Origin of the sequence: Candidatus Palauibacter sp. (assembly GCF_965261555.1) — a bacterium.
GTDB lineage: Bacteria > Gemmatimonadota > Gemmatimonadetes > Palauibacterales > Palauibacteraceae > Palauibacter.
In genome coordinates, this window is the sequence record NZ_OZ253465.1 from 1,429,417 (window position 1) to 1,446,176 (window position 16,760).

General features: G+C 67.5%; 11 protein-coding genes. 3 read left to right on the plus strand and 8 right to left on the minus strand.

Annotated elements, in window-relative coordinates; translation table 11 throughout:
• Positions 1-231 precede the first annotated feature (231 nt).
• Together ACQY5G_RS06115 and ACQY5G_RS06120 are read right to left on the minus strand one after the other, a co-directional pair.
• Positions 232-615 carry a putative toxin-antitoxin system toxin component, PIN family gene (locus tag ACQY5G_RS06115; protein ID WP_428277987.1) on the minus strand — a complete coding sequence of 128 codons (384 nt, stop codon included), beginning with the start codon at positions 613-615 and terminating at the stop codon, positions 232-234.
• A 106-nt stretch (positions 616-721) separates the two neighbouring features.
• Positions 722-1,174 carry an SRPBCC family protein gene (locus ACQY5G_RS06120; protein ID WP_428277989.1) on the minus strand — a complete coding sequence of 151 codons (453 nt, stop codon included), beginning with the start codon at positions 1,172-1,174 and terminating at the stop codon, positions 722-724.
• Between the two features lie 129 nt (positions 1,175-1,303).
• Between ACQY5G_RS06120 and ACQY5G_RS06125 the strand changes: the two genes are divergently transcribed.
• Positions 1,304-1,987, plus strand: a complete 684-nt coding sequence (locus tag ACQY5G_RS06125; RefSeq protein ID WP_428277991.1) for a DUF2461 domain-containing protein — start codon at positions 1,304-1,306, stop codon at positions 1,985-1,987.
• A 25-nt stretch (positions 1,988-2,012) separates the two neighbouring features.
• Here the strand turns inward: ACQY5G_RS06125 and ACQY5G_RS06130 are convergent, their stop codons facing one another.
• From ACQY5G_RS06130 to ACQY5G_RS06150, 5 genes are all read right to left on the minus strand, one after another.
• Positions 2,013-5,117 (minus strand): efflux RND transporter permease subunit, encoded by a 3,105-nt coding sequence (locus ACQY5G_RS06130; protein WP_428277993.1) that lies wholly within the window; start codon positions 5,115-5,117, stop codon positions 2,013-2,015.
• Entirely contained in the window at positions 5,110-6,402 is a 1,293-nt protein-coding gene (locus ACQY5G_RS06135) for an efflux RND transporter periplasmic adaptor subunit (protein WP_428277995.1), read from the minus strand. Before ACQY5G_RS06135 ends, ACQY5G_RS06130 begins: the two co-directional genes overlap by 8 nt.
• Entirely contained in the window at positions 6,399-7,709 is a 1,311-nt protein-coding gene (locus ACQY5G_RS06140) for a TolC family protein (protein ID WP_428277997.1), read from the minus strand. Before ACQY5G_RS06140 ends, ACQY5G_RS06135 begins: the two co-directional genes overlap by 4 nt.
• 87 nt (positions 7,710-7,796) lie before the next feature.
• A complete protein-coding gene (locus ACQY5G_RS06145) occupies positions 7,797-8,126 on the minus strand; it encodes a hypothetical protein (RefSeq protein ID WP_428277999.1) in 330 nt (109 codons plus the stop codon).
• 74 nt (positions 8,127-8,200) lie between these two features.
• Positions 8,201-10,531 (minus strand): fused MFS/spermidine synthase, encoded by a 2,331-nt coding sequence (locus ACQY5G_RS06150; protein ID WP_428278001.1) that lies wholly within the window; start codon positions 10,529-10,531, stop codon positions 8,201-8,203.
• 207 nt (positions 10,532-10,738) lie between these two features.
• On the opposite strand from ACQY5G_RS06150, the gene ACQY5G_RS06155 reads away from it, so the two are divergent.
• A complete protein-coding gene (locus ACQY5G_RS06155; protein ID WP_428278003.1) occupies positions 10,739-12,124 on the plus strand; it encodes an amidohydrolase family protein in 1,386 nt (461 codons plus the stop codon).
• 9 nt (positions 12,125-12,133) lie between these two features.
• Here the strand turns inward: ACQY5G_RS06155 and ACQY5G_RS06160 are convergent, their stop codons facing one another.
• A complete protein-coding gene (locus tag ACQY5G_RS06160; RefSeq protein ID WP_428278005.1) occupies positions 12,134-13,309 on the minus strand; it encodes an oxygenase MpaB family protein in 1,176 nt (391 codons plus the stop codon).
• A gap of 240 nt (positions 13,310-13,549) precedes the next feature.
• Between ACQY5G_RS06160 and ACQY5G_RS06165 the strand changes: the two genes are divergently transcribed.
• Complete coding sequence (locus ACQY5G_RS06165; protein ID WP_428278007.1) at positions 13,550-16,744, plus strand: efflux RND transporter permease subunit; 3,195 nt, start codon at positions 13,550-13,552, stop codon at positions 16,742-16,744.
• Positions 16,745-16,760 lie beyond the last annotated feature (16 nt).

Here is a 16,760-nt window from a genome sequence, read left to right on the forward strand (position 1 = left end):
CTTGTCGAGCCAGGACACCGAGGCGTCGCGATGTCACGCGCGGCCTAGTCGCGTACCTGGGCCCTGAGTTGGGCGGTCCGGCCCAGAGCAGCGGCCACTGCGCCGATACGGAATGTCATGGCCGCAGCACCGTGCATCCGCCCGTCTGTCTCGACTCCAACGCCCCGTGGGTCTCGGCTGCTCCCGGCATCGGCGAGATTGCCGTGGCCATCAGCAGCGCCGCGGCAGCCCTCAATCGGATTCGTCGCGTTGTGGGGTCGCAGTAAGCAGGTCTTCGTCCCCCGTGACCTGCGCGTCGGCCCGTCCCGCGAGCGCAAGTTCAAGGAACATGCGGTCGAAGGGATCCCGGCATTCCGGGACAGATGAAGGGTCTTCGACCACCACGGACTTGCAGAACGGGAGGTAATCCGCCAGCAGTTCATCGCGCTCTCCCTCGACCAGCCGGAACTTGGGATAGCACAGGACCCGGACGAGTTCCGAGACCGTCTCGCGACTGGCGAGCGGCAGAATCGCGCCGGATCTCCACGCGTCGCGCAGATGGGATACCGTTCCCTTCGGAAACAAGAGCGCCGATACGAGGACGTTGGTATCGAGAACGGTGCGTACCGGCGTCATTCAGCGCGGCGCGCCCACGCGACGGCCTCCGCCACGTCCGCGTCGGTCAGGCGCCTCTCGGCCAGCTTCGCCCGCACCGCGCCCGCCCGCGTCGGGCACAGGGGCGTCAGCACGGTTCCGCCGCCTCGGCGTAGACCTTCACGGCGTCGAGATCCGCGGCAATCGCCTTGGCCACCACGCTCTTCATGAGCGGCGTGACGAGTCTGGCGAGGAGCTTGTGGGGCTTCGCCTCCATCACCATGGCCAGCCGCGTCCCGCGGCCATCCGGATCGGGCTCGACGGTGAAGGTCGTGTCCCAGATCGTGCCACCCGCGTCGGAGACGAAGCGAACGCGTTCGTTCAGCACGTATTCGGTCACCTCCAACTCCGTGGTCGCCTTTCTGCTCCCCATGAGACGCGTCTCCCGGAAGCGGGCGCCCACGCCCGTCCTCGCCTCCGACAGGAACTCCACGTGCTCGATGTGCGGAACGGCCTTCGAGAAGTTGGAGATGTCGGCGACGGTCGAGAACACGACCCCGACCGGAGCGTCGACGGTACGGCTGATTTCGGTGCGCGTCATGGCGGCGGCTCTCCGGTCGCTGGCCTGTCTGGTCGCTGAGGGATCCCCTGCTTGCTTCACCGGAACCGATACAATACCTATCGGCCCCGCTCATCATACCCATCTCCCCAGCCGACGAGCCACCTTCCGATGACCGCCCATTTCACGCCCCGCACCTTCAGCTTCCTGAGCGAGTTGGCCGCCAACAACAACCGCGAGTGGTTTCTCGCCAACAAGTCGCGGTACGAGGCGGACGTCAAGGAGCCGGCGCTCCGTTTCATCACCGACTTCTCCGCGCCCCTCGAGGACATCAGCCCCCACTTTCGCGCCGACCCGAGGGCGAACGGCGGCTCGCTCTTCCGGATCTACCGCGACACCCGCTTCTCCCGGGACAAGAGCCCGTACAAGACCCACACCGGGATCCAGTTCCGGCACGACGCCGGCAAGGACGCCCATGCTCCCGGCTTCTACCTGCACATTCAGCCCGGGCACTGCTTCGTGGGCTGTGGCTCCTGGCGCCCCGGCGGGCCGGCGCTCCGGAAGATCCGCGAGTCCATCGACGAGGATCCGCGAGCCTGGAAGCGGGCGTCGCGCGACGCCGGTTTTCGGAAGACCTTCGAGCTGTCCGGCGATTCGCTCGTCCGGGCCCCGCAGGGCTTCAGCGTGGACCATCCGCTGATCGAGGACCTGCGGCGCAAGGACTTCATCGCGGTCGTGCAGCTGAACGAAGATGACGTGATGACGGACGACTTCCTCGACACGTTCACCGCCCTGTGCCGCACGGCCGCCCCCTTCCAGCGCTGGCTGTGCCGGGCGACGGGCGTGTCGTACTGAAGGCGGCGGCCCGCGCACACCCGCGTCACCCGGTCCGGAGCTGCCACCGGCGCCACAGCAGGTAGATCGCGGGGATCACGAGCAGCGTCAGCACGGTGGCCGAGATCATCCCGCCGACCATCGGCGATGCGATCCGCTTCATGACGTCCGCCCCCGTCCCGGCACTCCACATGATCGGAATCAGCGCCGCCGTGATCGCAGTGACCGTCATCACGACCGGGCGCAGGCGCTCCAGCGCCCCCTCCCTTACGGCCGCGACCACGTCAGCCGCACTCCGCAGCCGCCCCTCGCGCCGGTGACGGTGGAACGCCTCATCCAGGTAGATGAGCATCACGACCCCTGTCTCCGCCGCGACGCCGGCGAGGGCGATGAACCCGACCCAGACCGCCACGCTCGTGTGATACCCCAACAGCCACAGGAACCAGATGCCGCCCACGAGGGAGAAGGGCAGCGTGAGCATGACGATCAGCGATTCGCCGATGCCCCGGAAGTTGAGGTAGAGGAGGAGAAAGATGATTCCCAGCGTGATCGGAACGACGACGCCGAGCCGGTCCCGGACACGTTCCATGAACTCGTACTGTCCGCTCCAGGTCAGCGAATACCCGCTCGGGAGGTCCAACTCCGCCGCCACGATCCGGCGTGCGTCCTCCACGTAGCTCCCGATGTCCCGGCCTTCGATGTCGATGAAGACGGTCGTCACCGGGAAGGCGTTTTCCGTCTTGACCGCCATCGGCCCCCGGACGGCCTCGACGCCCGCCACCTGGCCGAGCGGGATCTGCGGCCCGTTCGGTGCCGCGACGAGCACCTCGCGCAGGTTCTGCAGGTCGTCTCGCAGTTCGCGGGGATACCGGACGTTGACCGCGTATCGCTCGCGCCCCTCGACCGTCATCGTCGCGTCCATCCCGCCGACCGTCGCCATGATCGCGCCGTGGATATCGCCGACGTTGAGCCCGTACCGGGCCGCCTCCGGCCGGTCCACATCGATGTCCACGTAGTACCCCGACACACCCCGCTCGGCGAACGCGCTCCGTGTCCCCGGGATATTGCGCACGATCCGTTCCGCCTCCTCGCCCAGCGCCTGTAGCGTGTCGAGATCCGGCCCGAAGATCTTGATCCCCACGGCGGTCCGGACGCCCGTGGCGAGCATGTCGATGCGCCCCTTGATGGGCATCGTCCAGGCATTCGTCACCCCGGGAAGGGCTACGGCCCGGTCCATCTCCGCCAGCAGGCCGGCCTGCGTCAGGCCGGGACGCCACTCTTCGCGGGGTCTGAGCGTGATCGTGGTCTCGAACATGTCGAGCGGCGCCGGGTCGGTCGCCGTTTCCGCACGCCCCGCTTTCCCCAACACCGTCTCCACTTCGGGGAAGGAAGCGAGGACGCTGTCCTGATACCGCATGATCTCGCGGGCCTGGGCGATCGAGGCGCCCGGAACCGTGGTCGGCATGAATAGGATCGACCCCTCCTGCAGCGGCGGCATGAACTCGCTCCCGAGCCGCTGCCAGGGGAACACCGTCGCCGCCAGCATCACTGCGGCGGCCGAGACGACGATCCACGGGCGCTTCAGCGCGAAGTCGATGAAGGGTCTGTAGACGAATCGAAGCACGCGATTCACGGGATTCGCCCGTTCCGGACGGATGCGCCCCCGCACGAGATACCCCATGAGCACGGGTACGACCGTGATCGCAAGGAACGCGGCCCCCGCCATGGCGAACGTCTTCGTGAACGCGAGCGGCTTGAAGAGGCGTCCTTCCTGCTGTTCGAGCGCGAACACCGGCAGGAAGCTGAAGGTGATGATGAGAAGGGAGAAGAAGAGCGGCGGGCCGACCTGCTTCGCGCTCTCGAGCACGATGTCCCAGCGCGAGGTGTCCGGCTCCGCCCGCTCGAGGTGCTTGTGCATGTTCTCGATCATGACGATGGCGGCGTCGACCATGGCGCCGATCGCGATCGCGATGCCGCCCAGGCTCATGATGTCGGCGTTCACACCGATCCAGCGCATGACGATGAAGGAGATGAGAATCCCGAGCGGGAGCGTGACGACCGCTACGAGCGCCGAGCGAAAATGGAGCAGGAAGAGGAGCGCCACCGCCGCCACGATGAGCGACTCCTCGACGAGTTTCTCGCGCAGCGTCTCGATCGCACGGTGGATCAGGTCGCTGCGATCGTACGCGGGCCGCAGCCGGGTGCCGGCGGGAAGGCCATCGTTGATCTCGTCCAGCCGCACCTTGACCCGTTCGATCGTCTCCAGCGCATCGGAGCCGAAGCGCATCACGACGATCCCGGCGACCACCTCGCCGCGCCCGTCCAGATCCGCCACCCCGCGACGCGGCGCGGGCCCGACCTGTACCGTCGCGACATCCGCCACCCGGATCGGCGTCCCGTTCGGCGTCGCGCCCACCGCCACGTTTTCGATGTCGACGGTGCCCCGCAGGTAGCCGAGGCCGCGGATCATGTACTCGCGCCCACCCATCTCCAGGACGCGCGCGCCGATGTCGATGTTGTGCGAGCCGATCGCCCTCGACACCTCGGTCACGGGGATGTCGAACGCCCGCAACCGTTCCGGGTCCACCTCCACCTGGTACTGCTTCACGAACCCGCCGAGGCTCGCGACCTCGGAGACGCCCGGCACCGCCGTCAGCTGATAGCGGATGTACCAGTCCTGGAGCGTCCGCAGCTCTGCGAGGTCCAGGCTGTCGGATTCGAGCGTGTACTCGTAGACCCACCCCACCCCCGTCGCGTCCGGTCCCAGCGCGGGTTCCACCTCCGGGGGAAGCTGGCGCCGGATGCCGTTCAGGTACTCGAGGACGCGGGAGCGGGCCCAGTAGATGTCGGTCCCGTCCTCGAAGATCACGTAGACGAGGCTGAGTCCGAAGAAGGAGAAGCCCCGCACGACGCGCGCGCCCGGCACCTTGAGCATCTCCGACGCGATCGGGTAGGTGACCTGGTCCTCCACGATCTGAGGCGCCTGTTCCCGAAAGTCGGTCTGCACGATCACCTGCACGTCCGACAGGTCCGGGATGGCGTCGAGCGGGGTCGTGCGCAGCGCCCACAACCCGGCGCCGACGATCGCGACCGACGCCAGGAGCACGAGAAAGCGGTTGTGGACGGACCACTCGATGACGCGGCTAATCATCGTGACCCCGATGAGCATCCGTCCCGGCGGTGTCCTGCCCGACCGTGTCCGGGTCGGCGGCGGGCGCGATCATCTCTCCGTGACCCGCGTGCTGCATGCCGGGCATCCCCCCTCCCGTCGCCCCGAGACGCGATTCCGCGTCGATCAGGAAGTTTGCGGAGGCGACGATGATTTCTCCCTCCAGCAATCCGCTCAGGATCTGGACCCGGTCTCCCGCCCGAGCGCCGAGCACGACTTCGTGCGGATCGAGCAGGCCCTCCTCGTCCCGGACAAAGACCAGGTTGCGCTCACCCGTCACGACGACCGCTTCCAGGGGTACGGCGATGTCGTCCCGAATCGCGGTGACCTCGAAGAACACCGTGGCGAACATGCCCGGCTTGAAGCGAAGGCTCGGGTTCGGGACGGAAACCCGCACCCTGTTTGTGCGGCTCGATATTTCCACCGTGGGATGAACGAAGCTCACGTTCCCCATCACATGTTCGCCCGGATAGGCCGTGACTTCGATGTGCGCCTGCGAGCCTACTCCGACGAACTGGAGGTCCCGCTCGAACACCTCGCCTTCGACCCACACGGTCGAGAGGTCGGCGAGGCGGTAGAGCCGCGTGCCGGACGTCACGCGCTGTCCCTCGACGACATCCTTCTCGAGCACGATCCCGCTCACGGGAGCGACGAGCTGCATCGTCTTCGTCACCTCGCCGGTCTCCTCGATCCGCTCGATCTGCTCGTCGGTGATGTCCCAGTAGCCGAGTCGGCGGCGGCTGGCCTCGAGCATGGACTGCGCGTTCGACCACGCCTCGGAGACCTCGGGGTCGACTTCGGCCGCGAGGCGGCGCGCCGTGAGCAGTTCCTCCTGAGCGGCCACGAGCGCGGGGCTGTAGATCGTGAGCAGCGGCTGCCCACGCTGCACCGCCTCTCCCGTCGTCGCGACGAACAGTTCCTCGACGAATCCGTCGATCTTGGGTGTGATGTCCGCGATGCTGCGCTCGGGCGCGTCGATCCGGCCGACGGTGCGGATCTCGCGCGAGACGGTCATGCGTTCGGCCGTGGTATAGGTGACCCCGAGCGCCCGTTCCTGTTCGGAGGTCAGCTGGACCCGGCCTCGCCCGCCGGGGGGCATGGTATCGATCTCCGGCGGCGCGGCCATGGGCATCGCATGATCGGCGTGGTCCATTTCCATCCCCGCATCCCGCGCCGGCTCCGGAGCCGGATCACACGCCGAGAAGGCCGCCAGCACCGATGCGACGACGGAACGGGAGACAAAGGGGAATCTGTCGGATCTCATCATCGGATCACCTCCGGCCTCGCCCCGGTCAGGGCTTCGATTCTGGCCACGGCCGTGTGATAGGAGGCCGTGAGCCTCACGCGCTCGATCTCGTATCGGTTCACGGTGAGTTCGTTCTGGACGAGAGTCGTGAAATCCACTTCTCCCACCCGGTAGGCGGAGAGCGACGATTCCACCGCGGCCCGCGCCTGCGGGAGGATGGACGTGGAATACAGGTCGTGCAGCCCGAGGGCCCGATCGGACTCGGCCCGGGCTTCGGCGAGGCGCGCGAAGGTCTCGTTGCGCAGGTCGAGTTCGGTCGCCTCCGCGACGGCCCGCCGGGCGAGGGCTTCGTCGCGATGCGGAAACTGGCGGGACCCGGCCCAGAGAGGCACGCTGAAGCCCACGCTGAAGCTGAGCATGTCCGGGAACTGCGGCCGCTGGGCGTAATCGGCCGCGAGTCGAAGGTCCGGGTAGAGCGTGCGCCGGGCGGTCTCGTAGGCCGACTCCGCCGCCCGGATCTCCGCGCGGGCCGCTCGCAGCGCGGGGCGCCTCTCCGCGGCCTGCGCCATCAGCGCTTCCATGCGGGGCATCGCCTCGCCGGGGTCCGACAACTGCAGGGCCGGGACGCCGTGCTCGGGTCCACGGCCCAGAAGCGCGTTCAGTCGCGCGGCCATCGCCAGACGTGACTGCTCCGCCGCCGTGATTTCTTCCGTCATCGAGGCGACCGCGACCTGGGCCTGCAGGACATCGTTCTGGAGGCCCGTTCCCACCGAGTACAGCGTATTCGAGACGTCGAGGAACTCGCGCAGGAGATCACGCGTGGCTCGCATGATGCCGAGCGCCCGGTCCCGGAACGCGAGTTCGTAGTAGGCCGTCTTCAGGCGGAGGACGAGTTGGGCCTCCATCTCGCCCGCCGTCAGGCTGGCGGCGTTCGCGAGGTGCGATTCCCTCCGCTCCGCGGAACCGAGTTTCCCAGGCCAGGGGAGCGACTGCTGGATCTGGAACGTGTTCGCGGTCATTCGCTCGTCCGCTCCAAAGCCATCCAGCGGCCGGTTTCGGAGGCCGAACGAAATCACCGGATCCGGGAGGACTCCGGCCTGCGGGATGCGGGCGTGCGCGGCCTCCGCCCGCAGGCGGAAGGCCCGCAGCATCGGGTTCCCCTCGCGCGCGAGCGCAATCGCGTCCGAGAGGCGCAAGGTGTCGGCTTCCTGCAAGGCGGCCACCGCCGGTGGCGGCACACCGATCCCGGACGACAGCGCCACTCCCGCGAACCACGCGATGGGACGCAGCCGCGCCGGACGAGGTCCGGCGAGATGAACGGCTGACATGACATACCTCTTGTCTGAACGATGACGTCAAGCCACCGACCACCGCGTTACGGACGGGTGATCGGGGCAGTTGTGCGGCTTATTCGTTCAGACGTTCTTCGGAGGGGGCGTATCCGGGGAGGCTCGGGATCGGATGGGCGCCGCGGTGATCGCCAGTGCGTCGTCCGCCGCGTGCGTGATCGCCCGGAAGCCGGTCGCCACGACCGGAAGCGACGCCTGCAGCACGATGGCGCAGCCCATGAGCCTGTGGCAGTCCGTCCCCGCCTCGGAGCCGTGACCCGGCTGGTCGACGAGAGCGTGGACTCCGGCGGGCGCATCGTGGTCCGCGTGCTCGTGAGATCCCGCCTGGCACAGCGGTGCCCGCGCGTACGGCAGCACGAGCACGACGAGAATCACGAGAGCGGACGATCGACGCATGGACGGATCCATGCCGGAAAGGTAGGTCGGTGTGGGGAAGGTGTCGACAGACGGGGTCGCGGGTTGGGCCGGGATCACTCGGGCGTCGGGCGTGACGGCATGAAGAAGGCGTCGTTGTCCGTGATGACGGGGCCGCGGCCGATGTAGCCCGTCAGGTCCGCTTCGGCCATCGCCACGTAGCCGGCGATCGTCTCCGGCGGCCCGAGGTCGCGGGTGACTATCGGGTTGGCGGCCGCCCGCGTGAGCACCGACTGCATCACGACGGACGACATCGGCTCCCGCGTGGCGACGACGTAGCTGTGCGTCGACCCGGTCGACCACAGCACCATGTTGGGGAAGATGTCCCAGACGGTCCGCAGGATGTCGCGATAGTCGTCTTCGCGGACGCCGTGGATCGGGATCCACTGCATGAAGACGCCGTCCGCGGCGAGCCGACTCTCGACCAACTGGTAGAACTCGCTCGTGAACAGTGCCCATGAACTCGCGTTCGCGGGGTGCGTCGCGTCCACCGAGATGATGTCGTACGAATCCTCCGTCCGGAGAAGGAAGTTCCGCCCGTCCTCGACATGGAGCCGCAACCGGTCGCTGTCGAGAACATCGTAGTTCTCCTCGGAGTAGACCGCCGCCGCCTCCATCATCTCGGGAGAAAGGTCCACGGCGTCGATGACCGGGATGTCGTGCGTGTTCATCGTCCCCGTGGCGATCCCGTTGCCGAAGCTGAGGACGAGCGCGTTGCGCGCGCCGGGCCGGAGCAGCGGCGGCAGATGTCCGAGCAGGCGGAAGGCGGACATGCTCGCGCGGTCCGTCGGCACTTCGTCGCGGCCGTTGACGAAGGAGATCTTGAAGTTGTCCTCCGGGACCTCGAGCACGGCGACGGTGGTCTCCACGCCCTCCTTGTAGAAGATGAGCCGGTCGGTCTCCGTGTAGTACGAGCCGAGGTAGAAGCCGGTGGGGAGGATCGCGACGGCCAGCAGCGTGGCCACCAGCGCGCCCGCCGGCGCAAATCGCAGCCCCCGCCGGCCTCCGCGGTCGTAGTGCAGGGCCACGGCGCCGAGGGCGAGGTTCAGCACCGCCAGCGCGACCGTCGTGTTGCGCAGTCCGAGGAGCGGCACGAGCACGAACCCCGCGCCAAGCGATCCGGCAATCGCTCCCACGGTATTGAACGCATTCACGCGGCCGATGCGAAGCCCCACGACCTGCGTCCGCTCGCGGGTGTACAGGCTCCCGACGACGGGGAACAGCGCCCCGAGGAGGAGGGTGGGAGGAAAGAGCGTGACGAAGGCGATGAGGAACTCGTAGGCGACGGTGTAGCCGCCGAACCAGTCCTGGAGGTGGAGCGCGGGAAGTCGCGCGAAGGCGTGGAGGATGAGGACGGCCAGCAGTCCGAGCGCGAGCTGGATCGCCCCGAAGTGCCTCACCGTCGCCCGTTTCCGCCGCAGGACCCAGCTCGCGCCGGCGCTTCCGAGCGCGAGGCCGGCGAGGAAGACCGTCAGCATGAGCGAGAACGAGTAGGCGGCGTGCGAGGAGTGGATGTAGAGGATCCGCGCCCACACTACCTCGTAGCCCAGGGCGATGAAGCCGGAGATGCCGTAGGCGACGGCGACGTAGCGCAGCGCCCCCGCCGAGATCGGGAGCGCGGCTTCCGGGGGTCCGGTCGCGGGCTCGGCCCCAACCGCCGAATCCGCTGCGGCGTCGCCGGCCTCGCTCGCCGCGTCGCCGGCCTGGCTCGCCGCGTCGCGGGCCCCGCCGGCCCCGTCGCCCGCCAGCCGGGCCGGAGCCAGCCGGGTGAGCGCGAGCGCCCCCCCCGCGACGAACAGATTGATCGCCGCACCGAGGAAGATGGTCTCGCGCGCGCCCAGGTACCGTAGGAAGACGAGTCCGGTGAGGACGCAGCCCAGGGCGGCGCCCGCCGTGTTCACGAGGTAGAGCCGGCCCACATCGCTTCCGACGCGCCCGCCGTGCGTCGCGTAGATCCGGCTCATGACGGGCAGCGTGGCCCCGATGAGGAAGGTCGTCGGCGTGAGCACGGCCAGGGAGAAGACAAGCCGGCCCAGCGTGAGCCAGAAGCCTCCGGCCGGGAGGGCGTTGCTGAGCCCCGGATGGATTGTATGCAGGGCCCCGAGCAGGAAGGGCGACAGTGCGGCGAGCGCGGCGATCCCCACTTCGAGTGCCGCGTACGTGCGCAGGGGCCGCGCGTGCGCGTCGATGCGCCGGCCCATCAGGTAGCTGCCCAGCGCGAGCCCGATCATGTAGGCCCCGATGACCGTGCTGTAGGCATAGATGCTGACGCCGAACGTGAAGACGGACTGCCGCACCCAGGCGATCTGGTAGATGAGCCCGCTGACCCCCGACAGGAAGAAAAGAAGGAGCAATCCGGAGCGGTGCGCGCGGCTATCCGGCCTCAAAAGGGCTCCGGCGGTCGAGGGTCGTGTAGGGCGTCATCGGTCGGCGGCAACGTAGTCTGCCCCTCCGGCAGTCGATAGTCCGCTCGGACCGGCCGCACGGTCGTTCCCGCGGGAACGACCCGGTCGTCTGGCCGCGCACGAACCCGCGCGACAGGTTTCGTGGATGCCATCCACCTGACGACCACCCGCCGACTCGAGGAGCGTCCGATGCGAACGACAGCGATGACCCTGCGGACCGCGGTGCTGGCTGCGGCCTTCATCCCCTCCGCCCCCTCCGCGGCGCACGGCGCCACCCCGATGATGGCTGCCGCGAGCCCTGCGGCGGCCCAGGAAGTGACCGCGATCCGGGCCGGGCGGCTCATCGACGGCACGGGCCAGCCCGCTCGCGAGAACCAGGTCATCATCGTGCGCGGCGAGCGGATCGAAGCCGTGGGCGACGCGTCGGCCATCGCGATCCCGGACGGCGCCCGGGTCGTCGACCTGGGCGGCCACACCGTGATGCCCGGGATCGTCGACGCACACGCGCACCTCTCGATCCGGCCCGACATTCGCACGCTCCGGGGCCAGCTCGAAGGCATGGAGCAGCACGACGCCATGCAGATGGCGCGCATCGTACGGAACATCCGGGTTCAACTGATGTCCGGTGTCACGAGCATCTACGTGGTCGGCGAGGTCCATTACAACGACATCCAGGCCTCGCAGGCCGTGGAGGAGGGGATCATTCCGGGCCCCCGGATCTATCCAAGCGGCAACTTCATCTCGACCACCGCCGGCCACGGCCCGGCCGAGTACCGGACGACCAACGGACCCTGGGAGATGCGCACATTCGTCCGGCAGAACTACGAGATGGGCGCGCACCACATGAAGCTGACGATCACCGACCGCGCCAGGGTGGGTCCCAACAACGGCACCCCGTACGCTCCGGGCGAGAGCAACTACACGAAGGAAGAGATCGATGCCGCCGTGAACGAGCTGCACCGGCTCGGGATCGAGGCCACCGCGCACGCGAACGGTGAGTCCATCCGCCTGGCGGTCGAGGCGGGAGTCAACTCGATCCAGCACGGGGGGAACCTCGACGAAGAACTGATGGACCTCATGGCGAGCCGCGACGTGGGGTTCGTGAACACGTACACGATCGGCTTCCAGAGCGTCTTCAACGAGTGGGGCTTCCTCGACAACGAAGCGGGCGACATCCGCGACTGGCTCGAACGCGGACGCCAGGTGCACGAGCAGGAACTGTCACGGAACGAGGGTCGTGCGCAGCGGCGTGTGGCCCGCCTGGGACAGCTCAGCCGCTCGAAGGAGAAGGGGGTCAAGGTCGGCATCGGGACGGACAGCATGCACGGCTACATGCTGCTCGAAATGGAGAACCTCGTCGCCGCCGGGTTCACGCCGCTCGAGGCGATCACCGCGGCCACGGGGCTGAACGCCGAGATCGTGGGGATCGAGGATGAAGTCGGGACGGTCGAGACGGGCCGCTTCGCGGACATCATCGCGATCGATGGCCGACCCGACGAGAATATCCGCGATATGGGAAACGTGGCGTTCATCATGGTCGGCGGCCGCGACCAGTCCGCCCTCAGCTTCCGGTAACCGCAGCGTCTACCAGGGCTGGGACGCTTCGTCGTGGAGCGTGGTGGGCAAGCTGTAGGACTGCTCGAAATCGCCCACGTTGGAGATGTCGAGCATCTCCATGTAGTCGTACCCCCGATCGAGCTTGTGGAACCCCGGAATCCACTCCAGCGCCGCCCTCCTCAACCGGTGCTTCAACCACAGCAGGGGAACCTGCGGGATCCTCTGAGATGGGGGAAACAGGAACTGATCGGCCAGCTCGTCTCCCACCAGTTCCCGGCAAACCTGATAAATGAACGTGGCGTACGGCCGACGTTCCGTGGGGTCCTTTACGCCCAGCAGAAGCGGCGCGCTGTTGACGATGCTGTTCGCCATGATGATGGCGTCGTCGTCCGGGGCGGGCTCGCACAGCATCCCGATCTCGAACCTGCGCCGCGCCGCGTCGTAATCCTCGAACAGGAGCGCCTCGGGGACGCCCATGACCCAGGCGGTATATCTCCACACATGGACGTAGCCCTCGCGCTCCATGTCGCTGAATTTTGCGCCGAGGCGCCTGGCGTGCTGAAGGAGACGCGCCGAGAAGGTCGTGGAGGCGAGCATGATGTGGGACGCGCTGACGGGTATGCCGTGAGCCGCCGCGTCCCATTCGTCGGAATCCTTGAGCAGCATCCTGGATTGTGCATGCACGAGTCGGATGCGAAGCGTCAGTCTCCAGCCGTCCCCGCCCGGTTCCATCCCGCCGGGGAGATATTGGTCGGCGAGGTGCAGGAGGTTCTGGCGAAGGCGGCGAACCCCGTTCTGCGTGATGCGCCCCCGAATCCTGAAGGACTTGCTGATCAGCGTCGAAAAACCCTCGACGATCGCGGCCCCGGCCAAGGCCGCCGGAATGATGTTGGAGTTGCGGATGAAGCCGCGCGTGGCCGCCTGGGCCAGTTCCGGATCGTACCACTCCGGAATGACGGACACCTCGGCCACCAGTTCCCGGAGTGAATCCGGGAGACCAGCGGGCAACTCGAACGGATCCCGCAGGGCTGAAGCTATGAGCGCGTGTACGTCGCCCGGGGCGAAGGTCGCCGCAAGGTCCTCGACGACCCGATCGGCGAGGGGGTCGCCGAGGGTGGTATGACGGATGTAATCGTCCGCAAGTCGGGAATCGATGGCCCGCGCGGCCTCGTACCCGGCAGCGTAGCTGGACGGAATCCTCATCCGCGTGTTGATCTCATCTCTCTCCAATTCAACCCGAATCTCTCTCCATTTCAACCGTAGAGAATACGTTCGGACAACAAATGACAAAAGTTTTGGGGGAGGTGACGCCCGGGATCCGTTCACCCCGCGCTCTGGCGAATCGGTCGCGCGCCGCGTAAACCGTTAGGCCTGCGAGTGTCGACCGTCAGGCCTGCGAGCGTCGGCTGAGGGGAGGTGGGACACATCACGGAAGAGCGCCGTGTGAGTGACGACGGTCACTTCGACCGAAGCAGTATCCGGGGCCCCATCGGCTTCATGGCGAAGAACGGCATCGCCGCAAACGTGGTCATGCTGTTTCTCGTCCTCGCGGGCCTGGCCTCGGCCCGGAACCTGGTCCAGGAAGTCCTGCCCGATTTTTCCCTGGACCGCGTCCAGATCCTTGTCCCCTATCCCGGCGCGGCTCCCGAGGAGGTCGAGGAATCCATCGTCCGCCGGATCGAGGAGCAGATCCGGGCGGTGGACGGCCTGAGCCGAGTGGAAGCCGCCGCGTCCGAGGGGCTCGCGTCCGTGATTGCGGAGTTCACTTCGGGGACGGACGTCAACCGCGCCCTCAACGAAGTGAAGGCCGAGGTCGACCGCATTCCGACCTTCCCGGCCGCTGCGGAACGGCCCGAGATACGCGAGATCACGAGTCGGCAGAGCGTCATTCGTCTTCTCGTGTACGGCGATGTGCCGGAGCGCACGCTCAAGGAACTGGCCTACGGCATCGAGGAAGGACTCTCCGCCCTTCCCGAGGTGTCGCTGGCCGAGATCAGCGGCGCCCGTCCGTACGAGATCTCGATCGAGGTGCCCCTGCGGCGCCTGCGCGCCCTCGGTCTGACTCTGGACGACATCGCGTTCGCGGTGCGGCAGAGTTCGCTCGAACTGTCCGCCGGCCGGGTATCCACCAGTGGCGAGGACATCCTCGTTCGCACGCTGGGGCAGAACTACGAGCAGGTGGATTTCGAGGAGATCATCCTCCTCGGCCGTCCGGACGGCACGTCGGTGCGGCTCGGCGAGATCGCGACGGTGCGGGACGGCTTCGCCGACACCGATCTGAGCGTCCGCTACAACGGGCAGACGGCGGTCCGGGTCGACGTGTACCGGACCTCCGACGAGCAGGTGCTGGACATCGCCGAAGCCGTAAAGCGGTATCTCGACGTCGAAGTCGTGCCGGCCCTGCCCGAAGGCGTCTCGGTGGAACTGTGGAAGGATGATTCGGAGGAAGTCAGCGGCCGTCTCGGCCTCATGACGGAGAACGCCCTGATCGGGTTCGCGCTCGTCTTTGCGGCGCTGGCGCTCTTCCTGGAGATTCGACTCGCCATGTGGGTGGCCGTGGGTCTGGCGGTCTCGTTCATGGGCGCGTTCCTCGTGATGGGGTTCCTGGGCATCTCGATCAACATGTTCTCGCTGATGGCGCTCGTTCTTGCGCTGGGCATCGTCGTGGACGACGCGATCGTCGTTGGAGAGAGCATCTTCGCGGAGAGAGAGAGGGGACACCGGGGGCTCGCGGCCGCCATCCGCGGCACGCGCCGCGTCAGCACCCCCGTCATTTTTTCGGTTCTCACGACGATCACGGCCTTCGCCGCGCTGCTGAACGCGCCCGGCCCGCAGGGAGAACTCGGCCGCGGGATTCCACTCGTGGTGATCGCGGTGCTCGTGATCTCGCTGATGGAATCGCTGCTCGTTCTCCCGAACCACCTGTCCCATCTGGCGGCTCCCGGCGTGCGGAGGTCCGGCGCCGCCCATCGGATGCTGGAGCGGGCTCAGGGGGCCGTGGACCGAACGATGAAGCGCATCGCAGACGGACCGCTCGACCGCGGACTCCGCCTCGCGACGGAGCAGCCCTCCATCATCCTCGCCTCCGCGGCCGGCCTGCTCGTGATCTCGCTGGGGACGGTGGCGTCGGGCATCGTGCCCAACCAGTTCATCACCCCGATCGAGGGCGATGTCGTGTCGGCGAACCTGGAGATGCCGACGGGGACTCCGGCCGAACGCACCGCCCGGATCGTCGCGGAAATCGAAGCCGCGGGGCACCGGGCCGTGGCCCGCCTTTCGGAGGATGGCGATGGAGGCGAGGATCCGCTGGAATTCGACGTCGCCGTCACGGTGGGCGAGCTGGCGGCACTGTACGACCCTCTCGGCGGGGACGCGGTGGAGGCGGCTCGCGGCCACCTCGGCACCGTGCAGTTCAAGCTCCACGACTGGAACAGCCGGGGCATCGCCGCTTCCACCTTCGAGCGCGTGTGGCGGGAAGAGGTCGGGGTCGCCGCCGAGGCTAAATCGCTCTCGATCTCATCGAACCTTCTGGGTCTGGGGCTGCCCGTTCACTACGAACTGTCCCATCCGGATCCGGATCGCCTGGAGGCCATTGCGGGCGAATTCGCGGCGGAACTGACGGCCATGGAGGGGACCTTCGACATTCGGAGCAACCTCGATGAAGGGTTCCGGGAACTTCAGTTGGAGCTGAATCCGGAGGGCCGCTCCCTGAACCTGACGCTCGACCGCTTCGCGACGCAGGTGCGCTCGGCCTTCTTCGGGACGGAAGCGCTGAGGGTGCCCAGGGGGCGCGAAGACATGCGCGTGTGGGTCCGGCTTCCGGAGGAAGAGCGCAACTCCGCGACCGATGTCGAGAACTACCTCGTCCGCACGCCGGGGGGCGAAGTGCCGCTGGGTCAGATCGCGTCCGCCGGATTCTCCCGCTCGTCAGCCGCCATTCACCGGGTCGACGGACGCCGCGCCGTGACGATCACCGCGGATGTGGACCCGCGCATCGCCACCGGCCAGCAGGTGAACGCCAGACTGGACAACGAAGTCCTCCCGCGACTGACGAGCGAGAACCCGGATCTCGCCTACACGTACGGCGGCCAGCGAAAGGAGCAGGATCACGCGATCTCCGTGCTGGGCCGGTCGCTCATTCTCGCTCTCCTCATCATGTACAGCCTGATGGCGATCCCGTTCGGCTCGTACACGCAGCCCCTCATCATCTTGGCCGCCGTTCCGCTCGGCGCGATCGGCGCGCTCGCCGGCCACATGCTGCTCGGTCTCAGTTGGGGACTGTGGTCGCTGTACGGACTCGTCGGCGTCTTCGGCGTGGTCGTGAACGACTCGCTCATGATGATCCGGTTCATCAACGACCTCAGGGACTCCGGCCTCGAGCCCGCGGAGGCGATCATCAGCGGGGCCAAGGAGAGATTCCGGGCGATCATGCTCACGTCGATTACGACATTCCTCGGCGTGGCCCCTCTGATCTTCGAGACGAGCACGTATGCTCAGCATCTCGTGCCGCTGGCGACCTCCGTCGGCTTCGGCGTGTTCATCGCCACGATCCTCCTCATGGTCGTGGTGCCGGCGCTGGTGATGACGCAGTACAACCTCGCGGCGCGGCGGGAACGCTGGCGGCTGGCGCGCGCTTAACCTCCGGACCGGGTTC

Bases quoted from the DNA above. Each gene is read 5' to 3' on its own strand.
- ACQY5G_RS06115 (WP_428277987.1), bottom strand. From the start codon at position 615: ATGACGCCGGTACGCACCGTTCTCGATACCAACGTCCTCGTATCGGCG.
- ACQY5G_RS06120 (WP_428277989.1), bottom strand. From the start codon at position 1,174: ATGACGCGCACCGAAATCAGCCGTACCGTCGACGCTCCGGTCGGGGTC.
- ACQY5G_RS06125 (WP_428277991.1), top strand. From the start codon at position 1,304: ATGACCGCCCATTTCACGCCCCGCACCTTCAGCTTCCTGAGCGAGTTG.
- ACQY5G_RS06130 (WP_428277993.1), bottom strand. From the start codon at position 5,117: ATGATTAGCCGCGTCATCGAGTGGTCCGTCCACAACCGCTTTCTCGTG.
- ACQY5G_RS06135 (WP_428277995.1), bottom strand. From the start codon at position 6,402: ATGATGAGATCCGACAGATTCCCCTTTGTCTCCCGTTCCGTCGTCGCA.
- ACQY5G_RS06140 (WP_428277997.1), bottom strand. From the start codon at position 7,709: ATGTCAGCCGTTCATCTCGCCGGACCTCGTCCGGCGCGGCTGCGTCCC.
- ACQY5G_RS06145 (WP_428277999.1), bottom strand. From the start codon at position 8,126: ATGCGTCGATCGTCCGCTCTCGTGATTCTCGTCGTGCTCGTGCTGCCG.
- ACQY5G_RS06155 (WP_428278003.1), top strand. From the start codon at position 10,739: ATGCGAACGACAGCGATGACCCTGCGGACCGCGGTGCTGGCTGCGGCC.
- ACQY5G_RS06160 (WP_428278005.1), bottom strand. From the start codon at position 13,309: ATGAGGATTCCGTCCAGCTACGCTGCCGGGTACGAGGCCGCGCGGGCC.